This window comes from Enterobacter sp. Taxon_8, from assembly GCF_058354585.1.
Window position 1 is genome coordinate 1,813,817 of record NZ_CM177989.1, and the last position, 12,216, is coordinate 1,826,032.

Genomic DNA, 12,216 nt, shown 5'->3' on the forward strand with positions numbered 1-12,216 from the left:
GGCTTTTTTTATGCCTGAACTCTGGGCTGGGTCACACGCAGGCCGCTGACGACCGCCGCGAGCGAGGCAAGGGCTCCCGCGGAGAGAAGCGCAACATGGTTGCCGTTTTGCCCGGCGAGGTTAAACATCAGGGCGACCAGCGCTGCGCCGCTGCTTTGTCCCAGAATGCGCGCGGTTCCCAGCATGCCGCTGGCACCTCCGCTGCGATGGCGCGGCGCGGAGGTGATGATGGTGTGATTGTTAGGGGACTGGAACAGGCCAAACCCTGCGCCGCACAGGATCATGCGCCAGATGATGTCCAGATCGGTTGGCGATGACGGTAGCAGAGCCAGCGCGAAAAGGCCTGTCGCCATCACCGCAAGCCCCAATGCTCCCAGTAAACCGGCATGGACGCGTTCAATGAGGTAACCTGCCAGCGGCGCCATCACCATTGTCGCCAGCGGCCAGGGGGTTAACAGCAGGCCGGTCTCCACTTCTGAACGGCCTACCACGCTCTGCAAAAAGAAGGGCAGAGAAACCAGGGCCAGCATCTGGGCGCAGAAGGAGCAGACGGACGTGCAAATGGAGAGGGAAAAGAGGGGGATACGCAGCAGGTCAACGGGCAGTAAAGGCACAGGGAGAGTGAGCTGGCGGCGAACAAACAAGAAGCCGATCGCCAGCAGGGCGATAAGCTCCACACCGGTAAGCATCAGGGACTGTCCCTGCGCAAAGCCGCTCAGCGCCGTAATCAGCAGGCCAAAGGTCAGGGCATTCATCACCGCACTCGCCACGTCGAAGCGCGGCATGGTGCTTTTGGGACCGTTAGCGGGTAGAAAGCGCAGGGCAAAGAAGATGGCGACAATACCCAGCGGCACGTTAATAGCGAACAGCCATTGCCATGACGCAACGGAAAGGATCGCCGCCGCAATGGTTGGTCCGGCGGCAGAAGAGACGGCGACTATAAAAGAATTTATCCCCATGCCGCGCCCCAGATGGCGTTGCGGATAAATTAAGCGGATCAACGCCGTGTTTACGCTCATGAGCGCCGCGCCGCCAAAACCTTGCGCAATGCGGGCAAGCGTCAGGGTATGCAGTGAATCCGAAAGGGCGCATAGCAAGGACGTGAAGGTGAAAACCACCAGACCGCACTGATACACCCGACGGTAACCGAACATATCGCCCAGGAAAGAGAACGAGAGCAGGGAAACCACGATCGCAATCTGGTAGGCATTAACTATCCATATCGAACTGGCGGGAGAGGCGTGCAGGTCGCTGGCGATGGTTGGCAAGGCAACGTTCGCGATTGCGCCGTCAAGGACGGCCATTGAGATACCGATAATGATGGTGGCTATCGCGCCATACCGCAGGGGTAAAGGCAGGCCATCGGAAAGGGTCTTTTCCATTAAGATTAAAAAAGCTCAGCGTGAAATTATTCTCAGGATAACTATTTTAGCATTGTTACAGCCGCGATATGTCGCAGATTTGTAACGAAGTAAACGCGGATTGATTGCAGGTGACATGACGGGAACTTATAATAAAAACCGGTTCTGATTTTTATAAAACACTCTCTATGAGGTGGTAAATGGCTATTGCGGATTTGGATAAACAGCCAGATTCTGTTTCTTCCGTGCTGAAGGTGTTTGGCATCTTACAGGCGCTGGGAGAAGAGCGTGAAATAGGTATTACAGAGTTGTCGCAGCGCGTGATGATGTCTAAAAGCACCGTATATCGCTTTTTGCAAACCATGAAGTCGCTGGGCTATGTCGCCCAGGAAGGCGAATCTGAAAAATATTCTCTGACGCTGAAGCTGTTTGAACTGGGTGCCCGCGCGCTACAAAATGTTGACCTGATCCGCAGCGCTGATATTCAGATGCGCGAAATCTCTCGTCTGACTAAAGAGACCATCCATCTCGGTGCGCTGGATGAAGACAGTATTGTTTACATCCATAAAATCGACTCCATGTACAATCTGCGCATGTATTCGCGCATTGGTCGTCGCAACCCGCTCTACAGTACCGCAATTGGTAAGGTTCTGCTGGCGTGGCGCGATCGTGAGGAAGTGAAGCAGATCCTCGAAGGCGTTGAATACAAGCAAAGTACCTCACGAACCATTACCAGCACAGACGCACTGTTAACGGTGCTGGATCACGTACGCCAGCAGGGGTATGGCGAAGATAATGAAGAGCAGGAAGAGGGGCTGCGCTGCATAGGCGTTCCGGTGTTTGACCGCTTTGGCGTGGTGATTGCGGGCTTAAGTATCTCCTTCCCAACCTTACGCTTCTCTGAAGAGCGTTTGCATGAGTATGTGGCTATTCTGCACACTGCCGCACGTAAAATTTCTGCACAGATGGGATATCACGAATACCCGTTTTAATCCCTCTTCGTAAAAAACGCCGCATCTGATGCGGCGTTTTTTTGCGTCATAATCAGACTGATTAGCCATTATCAATCACGACGGATGTTTTACGCAGTACAGGGCAGTGGGTTAAGCCAACGATCCCGCTGTCAGTATGCAGATACTGGGCTGTGCTCATTCCTTGTGCTGTTAAATATTTACACTGAATGCCTAACCCGGCTGCGTTTTCGGTGCTCCCCACGAGCACGCCATAGCCCGATAACAGAAGGCCAATCCAGACAAGGGCGAGTACAATAATTGTTCGAACAATAAAGCGCATCATTACCTCTTTTATCGTTGTTATCGTAATGCTAGCGTAATGTGTTTACGTGATGAAACAAGTGCATGATTCTGAAAAAAAGCGTGATAGAGGCACAGTTAGTCCTTGTTTAAGATAAGCGTGATAACCTCGCTACATCAGGTTTTAAGACGGAGTGTGGAGTGAAAAAAATACGCTGGGTGATTCTGGTTATCGTGCTGATAGCGTGCGTGGTGTTATGGACGCAGACGATCAATGTGATGTGCGATCAGGATGTACAGTTTTTTAGCGGCGTTTGCGCAATCAACAAGTTTATTCCGTGGTAAGAGACATTTTTTCTCAACGTGATTTCCTTCCTTCGCGCCAGTGGTAAAATAGACGTTTTTATTGAGGTGGTGAAATGGGTGAGTTACTGAATTCAGGGCTGCTGAATATAGCATCCCTGATGATTTCTTTGGTTGTTCTGCTCGTGGGTCTGGTCATTTGGTTTTTCGTGAACCGAGCCAGCTCCCGGACTAACGAGCAGATCGAACTGCTGGAAGCGCTGCTCGATCAGCAAAAACGTCAGAATGCGCTGCTACGCCGTCTGTGTGAGGCTAACGAACCGGAAGAGAAAGACGCGCCGAAAGACGCGGTCGTCGAAGAAAACAAAGACGAAGATGACTTTATCCGCCTGGTGGCTGAGCGTTAATCTTTTTGTCCTGGGAGGTGGCTGTGGTCTGGAAAAACCCCTGGTATGACCCCTCCCTGAAACATCATACCCCGAACGGTTTTCGTAATACCCTCCCTGTCGGACATCAACCCGGCGACATTGACCGTTGGCGTAAAGCGCGTAAAGAGGCCGGTTTACCGAAACCACCTGCGCTGGGTTATGAAGATTTTATCCAACATTGGTGGCAACCTGTAGAGCTCACGCAACCTCATGGAGATGGGGTATGGTGGCTCGGACACGCGAGCGTGTTGCTGCAGCTGGACGGTAATATTATCCTTACCGATCCGGTATTTTCACGGCGCGCTTCTCCGCTCCCTTTCCTGGGACCACAGCGCAAAACGCCTCCCGTACTGTCTGTCGAGCAACTTCATCAGCTTGATGCGGTCGTCATCTCCCATAATCATTACGATCATCTTGATGACGCGACCATTCGCCGAATTCTCAAGCGCTTTCCCGACGTTAGTGTTTTTGTTCCCCTGGGTCTGGCCGACTGGTTTCGTCGTCGGGGAGCAAAACGCGTAGTTGAGCTTGACTGGTGGCAGAGTTTCACCTGGCAGGGGATGACGCTGACCGCCGTACCGGCACAGCACTGGAGCATGCGCACGCCATGGAACCGCAATCGTTCCTTGTGGTGCGGCTGGGTGATGGAAGGACGGCATCACCGTTTCTGGTTCAGCGGTGATACCGGCTATTCACCTGAGCTGCTGTTGATTCCTGAACGCCTGGGCCAGATAGATGCTGCCGCCTTACCGATTGGTGCCTATGCCCCACGATGGTTCATGGCTGTCCATCATATGGATCCGCAATCTGCGGTGGCATTGTGGCAGCAGCTGGGCTGTCCACTGACGTTTCCCATCCACTGGGGCGTATTTGAACTGGCAGATGAAGCGCTAGATGAACCTGTGCAGGAGTTAACTAACGCGCTCGATAATTTAGCACCAGTTAATCATTCTTTCAGGATACTGAAAATTGGTGAATATTTATCCTTATAAACGAAGCGTTAAATTGTTGCATATATTCTTGATGTAAACGCTCGCAGGAATGTTTTATTTTTATCGAAACGTTTTGCTTGCCTTCTTTTGATGCAGAGTCATAAAAATTTCATTATTTTGGTGCATAACGCTGTTTTATTAACTGGTGCATTTTAATACAGACGGAAGTGGTTTTTTAACAGTGTTTTTTCTCTGAAACAATTTGGTCGCGTTACAATGATTTAAGCATAAGTTTTCACAAATTGTTCTAACTCAATCAAGACGTAAGATTTCTTTTCCCGGTTGCTGGACGGTTCGTAATGATTGAGCTATGTTAAAAAAGTCTTAGATTACAGCGGTTGTGCAAGCAATGCTGGGTCTTTGTTACGCAGCAGGGCTGTCTGTACATGATGCGCATAATTGTGCAAAACCTGACAGGCACTGTTCGAATTTGTGCGGCGGATCGAGACATGTTTAAAAATGGCTTGCCATATTAAACATAGTGTGTGATAACACGTTTTGGGTCAAACGAGGTACAGTTCTGTTTATGTGTGGCATTTTCAGTAAAGAAGTCCTGAGTAAACACGTTGTCGTTGAATACCGCTTCTCTGCCGAACCTTATATTAGTGCCTCATGCAGTAATGTCTCAGTTTTATCTCAGTTAATGCCTGCGGGCTAAGAAAACACTCTAAGGAATTTTGCAAAATGGCAAAGATTAAAGGTCAAGTTAAGTGGTTCAACGAGTCTAAAGGTTTTGGTTTCATTACTCCTGCTGACGGCAGCAAAGACGTGTTCGTACACTTCTCTGCAATCCAGGGTAACGGCTTCAAAACTCTGGCTGAAGGCCAGAACGTTGAGTTCGAAATTCAGGACGGCCAGAAAGGCCCAGCTGCAGTTAACGTAACTGCTATCTGATCGAACCGCTGCTGACTGAAGCGCTTAGCACTTCACTCTCAGACATAAAGCCTCGCATACCGCGGGGCTTTTTTATGTCCCTTATCTTTCAAAATATTACCATTCGCGGTCTTGTTAGTAACTTGTTGCAAAGCTGCGAGGTTAGTAGCACTGTTTTGCCACCCATAACGCATCTTTTCCCGTTAAATCAGGGCGTTGTTTTACAGTCCTGGGGTTCAGGTGAAGAAGAAAATGATTACGACCGCTGGCAATTTCACGCCGGCGCGTTTTGCACTGCTCTGCTTAGCGATTTTTTGTAGTCTGGCTTTTTTGCTGGGCCGTGTTGCCTGGCTGCAAATCATCAAGCCTGACAATCTGGTAAAGCAGGAAGATATGCGATCCCTCCGCCAGCTGACGATTGATGCGCCGCGCGGCATGATAATGGATCGCGCAGGTCGACCCCTGGCGGTGAGCGTGCCTGTCCAGGCCGTTTGGGCCGATCCTAAAACGGTGCTGGCAAAAGGAGGCGTTGGCGTTGATGAACGCTGGCAGGCGTTGGCAAATGCGCTGCATCTCTCCCTGGGCACACTCTCGGCGCGAATTAACGCCAACCCGCAGGGGCGTTTTATTTATCTTGCCCGCCAGGTCGATCCCGCACAGGCAAAGTGGATCGATAAGCTGAATCTGCCCGGCATCAATTTACGCGATGAATCCCGCCGTTTTTATCCTGCAGGCCATGTGGCAGCGAACCTGATTGGCTTCACCAATATTGACGGGCAGGGCATTGAAGGCATGGAAAAAAGCTTTAACGCGCAGCTGACCGGCAAGGCCGGAGTTCGGCAGGTAAGGGAAGATCGCTACGGTCGCGTGGTTGAAAACCTGACGGAAGTGGCACCCTCGCCAGCGCATAACATTCAGTTGAGTATTGACGAGCGGCTGCAGACCATTACTGAAGATGCGCTTGATAATGCCGTGGCCTGGAATAAGGCCGAGTCGGGTGCTTCGGTGCTCATTAATATCCCAACCGGGGAAATACTCGCGATGGCGAGCTATCCGGATTTCAATCCCAATAATCGGGAAGGTGCGACGATAAATGATTTTCGCAACCGCGCGATCAGCGATACGTTCGAGCCCGGTTCGACCGTCAAGCCGCTGGTGCTGATGACGGCCCTGCAGCAGGGTCTGGTTCAGCCCGACAGCGTGATTGACACTCATCCGTATACCCTGGACGGGCATCGTATCCGCGATGTGGGCTATTATCCTGAACTGACGATGACCGGGATCCTGCAAAAATCGAGCGACACCGGCGTGTCCCGACTTTCGCTGGCGATGCCTGTCCAGCACCTTATTGATACCTATCGAAACTTTGGTTTTGGTACGAATACGGGGCTTGGCTTAACGGGGGAGAGCGCGGGGCTGCTGCCCCAGCGTAAATACTGGAGCCAGCTCGACCGGGCGACCTTTGCCTTCGGCTACGGGTTGATGGTAACGCCGCTCCAGCTGGCTCACGTCTACGCCACGATTGGCGGCTTCGGGCTCGAGCGACCTCTTTCGATTACGCGTATCGATCCACCCGTTATCGGGCACCGCGTCATGCCGGAAGAGATTGCGCACGAGGTGGAGCACATGATGGAGAGCGTCGCGCTGCCCGGCGGCGGGGGCGTGAAGGCGGCCGTTCGTGATTACCGGGTGGCGGTGAAAACCGGTACGGCGAAGAAAATTGACGATAGCGGGAAGTACGTCGATAAATACGTCGCCTATACTGCCGGCGTTGCGCCTGCCAGCGATCCGCGATTTGCCCTGGTGGTGGTCATTAACGATCCGCAAAATGGCGCCTACTACGGCGGGGCCGTCTCCGCGCCTGTCTTCAGTGAAATTATGGGTAACGTGCTGCGTCTGGAAAATGTGAAACCTGACGGGCTACCGGCGGGTTCCGATCACCTAATCGTTATGCGTTAACCGGGCGTTTATAACCAGGGCGAATAGCGGTACACTTCGCCCTTTGATTATGCTCCGGAGTCACCATGTCCTTCAGCTGTCCTCTTTGCCACGCGCCCCTGACGCACTCAGATAAAAGTTATACCTGTCCGCAGGGGCATCAGTTTGATATGGCAAAAGAAGGCTATGTGAATCTTTTGCCGGTGCAGCATAAGCGTTCCCGCGATCCAGGCGACAGTGCAGAGATGATGCAGGCGCGTCGCGCGTTTCTTGATGCCGGGCACTATCTGCCGCTGCGGGAGGCCGTCGCGCATATGGTGAATGACATACTGCCTGCTTCAGCCACCGCCGTGCTGGATATCGGCTGTGGGGAAGGGTACTACACCGCACGATTTGCAGAGGTTGCCCGTGATAAGGGTCTAAACACATTCGGTCTGGACGTGTCGAAAGTGGCCATTCGTGCGGCGGCAAAGCGTTACGCGGAAGTGATGTTCTGCGTGGCATCCAGCCACCGACTGCCGTTTGATGATGCCAGCATGGATGCTGTTATCCGCATTTACGCGCCCTGCAAAGCGGAAGAACTGGCTCGCGTGGTGAAACCGGGCGGATGGGTTATCACCGTGACGCCGGGCCCGCGCCATCTGATGGAGCTGAAAGGTCTGATCTACGACGAAGTACGTCTGCATGCCCCTCATTCTGAACAGCTGGCCGGTTTTAGCCTGAAGCAGGAGCAAACCGTGGCGTATGATATGTCGCTCACAGGGGAAGAGGCCACCGCGTTGCTGCAGATGACGCCGTTCGCATGGCGGGCAAAACCGGAAGTATGGGGAACGTTAGCTGCACACACAATATTTCACTGCCAGACGGATTTCAGCATCCACGTCTGGCAGCGCGAAGATTAACCGGCGAAGTGTGCCCAGAGGATCTGGGCACCAATGCCAATGAGCACAATCCCGCCCAGGATCTCTGCGCGTTTACCCAACAACGGGCCGATAAACCGTCCGACCATCATGCCCAGCGTGGACATAATCAGGGTTGCACAGCCAATGGCCAGCGCGGTGGCGATAATATTGACCTGCAGGAATGCCAGACCGACACCGACGGCCATCGCATCAAGGCTGGTGGCAATTGCCGTGGTGACCAGTAGCCAGAATCCGTGGCGCTGCTGCGGCTCCTCGTCATCTTCATCACCGCCGCGAAAACCTTCAATGACCATTCGGCCTCCGAGGAACACCAGCAGGACGAAGGCAATCCAGTGGTTCCACTCCAGCACGAACTGGCTGGCGAGCATGCCAAGTCCCCAGCCGATAAGCGGGGTCAGCGTTTCGATCGCACCAAAAATCAGGCCGGTACGCAGGGCTTCTGAGAATTTAGGTTTGTGAAGCGTGGCGCCTTTTCCGATGGATGCAGCAAATGCGTCCATGGACATGCCAAAAGCGAGGAGGATCGTAGCGGAGATATTCATAACAGCGTCCAGACCGGGGATATCCATATGACACATCACTGCCCCCAGTAAACAGCAGTTGATGTATCTATGGTCTCGCCTGATCCCAATGCACATAAGATGTGCAGTAAGCGATCCGTACGCGCCACGTTTTTCAACGAGTATGTTGACACGTACATTTCCTGTAAACAGGAAATCGGCTACTCCCCAACGACGGGCGCAACCTTAACATATTTTGAGAATATAAAACAACAATGAGGAGGCATTATTTAAAACGTTTGTTGATAACGATTTTCATTTGTCTTTAAGCGTGAAGATATCGTTAACAAATAGAGATCAAATTAACGAATGGGATATAGCAACGGCTATATTTCTTGCACAAGACAAACGCAGAATATAGCCGTTGCTATATATCTAAGCTATTGAGTTTTCAGGAGTAAATTGTATATCTTTTCCAGATCGTCAATATTCTTCACCCGAATAAGCAGGCGGCGTTGTTCTAATTGCATCACCAGCACGCCGTCTTCCGACAAATTCATCTCTTTAATACGGTTATATTCTATCCATACATTGGCGAAGAAAAATCCGCGTGATTTAAAAATGATTTTCGGCGTACGGATCCAGAACAGATAAACAGCCATTAATGCCAGCGCACATAATAACCATGTGGTTAATATTGCACCATGGCTGGTGAAGTTATTGTAAATAAGAATAACGATGAGACCCGCGAAGATAAACGCATCCACGCGCCCGCGTCGCAGAAGGGGAAGGGAGAGCAGCGTCTCGCCGTGACGGCGCGGCATGATGAACTCGTCATAGATCGCGTAAGCCAGAAGGGCAGCAATAAATAGAACCAGTACGATGTCCGTGACAGTCATTCATCCTCCAGATAAAAAAAACCGGGGGCAAGCCCCCGGCCAATAGCGTTGAAACTTAGAGACCCAGCAGGCCGACAGCGTAGCCCGCGATACCGATGATGAAGAAGCCAACGATAATCCACAGCGGGTTCACTTTCTTACGCAGCAGCCACATGCAGGCGAAGGTTAACAGCAGCGGCACCAGGCCCGGCATCAGCTGATCCAGAATCGTCTGCACGGTGGTGACGCGGGTCTGACCATCCTGACCGGTGATGGTCGATACCACCAGCGGGATGTTCACGTGCGTCCACTTGTTAACCAGTGCTCCCATGACAAACAGGCCCAGGATTGACGCCCCCTCAGTCAGTTTCTGCAGGAAGCCGCCGCCCATGTCCTTAACGATGTCCACCCCTTTACGGTAGCCGTAGGCCACACCGTAGTAACGGGTCAGCAGACGCACGGCGTTAAACAGGATGAAGAACAGCAGTGGGCCAAGCAGGCTGCCGCTCATCGCGATACCTGCCCCCAGCGCTGCGAAGACCGGACGCACGGTACCCCAGAAGATAGGGTCACCGACACCGGCCAGCGGACCCATCAGGCCGACTTTAATACCGTTGATGGCACCATCGTCGATCTCTGCGCCGTTTGCACGCTGTTCTTCCATCGCCAGCGTTACGCCCAGAACCGGAGCCGCAACGTAAGGATGAGTGTTAAAGAATTCCAGGTGACGCTTGATCGCCTGACGGCGCGCTTCGTTGTTTTCCGGATACAGGCGTTTGATCGCCGGAACCATGGAGAAGCAGAAGCCGAGCGCCTGCATACGTTCGAAGTTCCATGAACCCTGAAACAGGTTAGAACGGATGAACACGCCACGAATATCACCCGGAGTGAGTTTTTTCTCGGTGGTAGTTTTTGTCATATCAACCATTTCGCTCACCTGTTAGTCCAGTTCGTTATCGAGATCGTTGTTACCAGCAGCCTGCGCTGGGGCACCCGCGACGCGGTTATATTTCGGGCTGAGCTGGATGTAGAGAATCGCCATTACCGCACCAATAACACCCAGTGCAACCAGGTTGAAGTTGGTGAAGGCAGCGGTCACGAAGCCGAGGTAGAAGAACGGCATCAGGTAGCCTGCCCGCATCATGTTGATGACCATCGCATAACCGACGACCACGATCATACCGCCCGCGATATTCAGACCGCCGGTGACCACTTCAGGAATGGCGTTCAGCATGCTCTGCACTTCGCTGGTACCGACAGAGATCGCCACGATAACCGCCGGGATCGCGATACGCATCGCCTGCAGGAACAGGGATGAAACGTGGATCCACGACAGTGCCGTGAGGTTGCCGTTTTCGGCCGCCTTATCCGCCGCGTGCTGGAAGGCAACGGTGATAGTACGAACGATGATAGTCAGCACCTGGCCTGCGGCTGCCAGCGGGATCGCCAGGGCGATACCTGCACCGATACTCTGGTGACCGGCAATAACCAGAACGGTAGAAATGATAGAGGCCAGCGCGGCATCGGGCGCAACTGCCGCGCCGATGTTCATCCAGCCCAGGGCGATCATTTCCAGGGTACCACCGATGATGATACCGGTTTTCATGTCACCCAGAACGGCCCCAATCAGCGTACAGGCTACCAGAGGGCGGTGGAACTGAAATTCATCAAGTACGGATTCCATACCCGCAATACATGCGACGACGAACACCAGCACAATCTGAAGAGTGGTAATCTCCATTGCACTTCTCCTATTACATAAACTTTATATGAGAACCGGCGGGGGCTTATTTCCCAACTTTGCCGATCAAATCCATCATTTTCAGTTTTTGATCCGTGGAAACCTTACGGGCTTCCAGTTCAATACCGCGCGCATTCAGCTTGTTGAATGCCTCGATATCTTTCGCATCGACTGAAATGGCGTTGTTGACCTGCGTTTTGCCCTGACGGAATGCCATACCACCAATGTTCACGGAGGTGATTTTCACGCCGCCTTCAACAATGCGCTCAACGTCTGTCGGGTTAGTGAACAGGAGCATCACGCGTTCGCCCGCGTATTTCGGGTTGTTGTAAACGCGAATCATCTTGGCGACATCCACGACGTGCGCGGTAACGCCAGGAGGAGCAACCTGAGTCAGAAGGGTTTTACGTACGGTATCGGCGGCCACTTCGTCGCTGACCACGATGATGCGTCGAACGTTGGTCTCTTTGGTCCAGCGCGTGGCAACCTGACCGTGGATTAAGCGGTCATCAATACGCGCAAGGCCGATCACCATGTAATCGTTCGGGCCCATTGGTTTTGCCGGTGCAGCTGCTTTTGGTGCCGCAGCAGGCGCAGGGGCAGGTTTTTCAACCGGCTGTGCTTTCAGGGCTTTTACCCCTTCGCGACCGGTTTCAACGGCCAGCGCAACCAGCTCATCGAAGGACGGATTGTCGTCTCGCGCCATGAGGGTTTCCACCAGCATGGGAATATTGACCCCGGCGACAACTTCATAGTGCTCTTTATCGACGACAATGCGGCTGGCGGCATTGAACGGGCTGCCGCCCCATGTATCAACGAGAAACAGCACGCCTTTGCTGGTATCCAGCTTCGCGAGCTGAGCGTTGTACTTCTCTATCAGCGTCTCGGCGTTTTCACCGGGAACGAAATCGATCCAGCCGACGTTTTCCTGCTCGCCCAACAGCATCTCTGCCGTTTTGAGTAGCTGCTCAGCAGCCCAACCATGTGTGCCTATGACAATAGCAATGGTCACTTGCTACCTCCTTT

The 12,216-nt window shown here is 52.8% G+C and carries 14 protein-coding genes and 1 pseudogene; 8 read left to right on the forward strand and 7 right to left on the reverse strand.

The genetic code is table 11. From position 1 onward, the window contains the following. Positions 1-8: 8 nt before the first annotated feature. Positions 9-1,382, reverse strand: a complete 1,374-nt coding sequence (locus tag AC4IBF_RS08590; RefSeq protein ID WP_348942823.1) for an MFS transporter — start codon at positions 1,380-1,382, stop codon at positions 9-11. Between the two features lie 179 nt (positions 1,383-1,561). Between AC4IBF_RS08590 and kdgR the strand changes: the two genes are divergently transcribed. Next, a complete protein-coding gene (gene kdgR / locus AC4IBF_RS08595) occupies positions 1,562-2,353 on the forward strand; it encodes a DNA-binding transcriptional regulator KdgR (protein WP_136195770.1) in 792 nt (263 codons plus the stop codon). Positions 2,354-2,414: 61 nt separating this feature from the next. Here the strand turns inward: kdgR and AC4IBF_RS08600 are convergent, their stop codons facing one another. Then, on the reverse strand, positions 2,415-2,654 hold the full coding sequence (locus AC4IBF_RS08600; RefSeq protein ID WP_111964799.1) for a YobH family protein: 240 nt from the start codon (positions 2,652-2,654) through the stop codon (positions 2,415-2,417). A gap of 161 nt (positions 2,655-2,815) precedes the next feature. Between AC4IBF_RS08600 and mgrB the strand changes: the two genes are divergently transcribed. From mgrB to rlmA, 7 genes and pseudogenes are all read left to right on the forward strand, one after another. After that, entirely contained in the window at positions 2,816-2,959 is a 144-nt protein-coding gene (gene mgrB, locus AC4IBF_RS08605) for a PhoP/PhoQ regulatory lipoprotein MgrB (protein WP_013096124.1), read from the forward strand. A 74-nt stretch (positions 2,960-3,033) separates the two neighbouring features. Continuing rightward, positions 3,034-3,324 (forward strand): YebO family protein, encoded by a 291-nt coding sequence (locus AC4IBF_RS08610; RefSeq protein WP_111964798.1) that lies wholly within the window; start codon positions 3,034-3,036, stop codon positions 3,322-3,324. Positions 3,325-3,347: 23 nt separating this feature from the next. Beyond that, complete coding sequence (locus AC4IBF_RS08615) at positions 3,348-4,337, forward strand: MBL fold metallo-hydrolase (RefSeq protein WP_136195769.1); 990 nt, start codon at positions 3,348-3,350, stop codon at positions 4,335-4,337. 526 nt (positions 4,338-4,863) lie between these two features. Further along, positions 4,864-5,008 (forward strand): annotated as a pseudogene (locus AC4IBF_RS08620) (DUF2627 domain-containing protein). A gap of 13 nt (positions 5,009-5,021) precedes the next feature. Further along, a complete protein-coding gene (gene cspE, locus AC4IBF_RS08625; RefSeq protein WP_001062678.1) occupies positions 5,022-5,231 on the forward strand; it encodes a transcription antiterminator/RNA stability regulator CspE in 210 nt (69 codons plus the stop codon). A 231-nt stretch (positions 5,232-5,462) separates the two neighbouring features. Then, complete coding sequence (ftsI, locus tag AC4IBF_RS08630; protein ID WP_136195768.1) at positions 5,463-7,169, forward strand: peptidoglycan glycosyltransferase FtsI; 1,707 nt, start codon at positions 5,463-5,465, stop codon at positions 7,167-7,169. Between the two features lie 65 nt (positions 7,170-7,234). Further along, positions 7,235-8,050 (forward strand): 23S rRNA (guanine(745)-N(1))-methyltransferase, encoded by an 816-nt coding sequence (gene rlmA / locus AC4IBF_RS08635; protein WP_133294675.1) that lies wholly within the window; start codon positions 7,235-7,237, stop codon positions 8,048-8,050. Here the strand turns inward: rlmA and mntP are convergent. The 5 genes from mntP to manX form a co-directional block, all read right to left on the reverse strand. Continuing rightward, a complete protein-coding gene (gene mntP / locus AC4IBF_RS08640) occupies positions 8,047-8,613 on the reverse strand; it encodes a manganese efflux pump MntP (protein WP_127731419.1) in 567 nt (188 codons plus the stop codon). The genes rlmA and mntP overlap by 4 nt on opposite strands. Positions 8,614-9,011: 398 nt before the next feature. After that, positions 9,012-9,470, reverse strand: a complete 459-nt coding sequence (locus AC4IBF_RS08645; RefSeq protein WP_136195767.1) for a DUF986 family protein — start codon at positions 9,468-9,470, stop codon at positions 9,012-9,014. 55 nt (positions 9,471-9,525) lie between these two features. Continuing rightward, positions 9,526-10,377 (reverse strand): PTS mannose transporter subunit IID, encoded by an 852-nt coding sequence (locus tag AC4IBF_RS08650; protein ID WP_028018668.1) that lies wholly within the window; start codon positions 10,375-10,377, stop codon positions 9,526-9,528. A 12-nt stretch (positions 10,378-10,389) separates the two neighbouring features. Further along, positions 10,390-11,190 carry a PTS mannose transporter subunit IIC gene (gene manY, locus AC4IBF_RS08655; protein ID WP_008500490.1) on the reverse strand — a complete coding sequence of 267 codons (801 nt, stop codon included), beginning with the start codon at positions 11,188-11,190 and terminating at the stop codon, positions 10,390-10,392. A 46-nt stretch (positions 11,191-11,236) separates the two neighbouring features. After that, positions 11,237-12,202 carry a PTS mannose transporter subunit IIAB gene (gene manX, locus AC4IBF_RS08660; RefSeq protein WP_136195766.1) on the reverse strand — a complete coding sequence of 322 codons (966 nt, stop codon included), beginning with the start codon at positions 12,200-12,202 and terminating at the stop codon, positions 11,237-11,239. Positions 12,203-12,216: the final 14 nt, after the last annotated feature.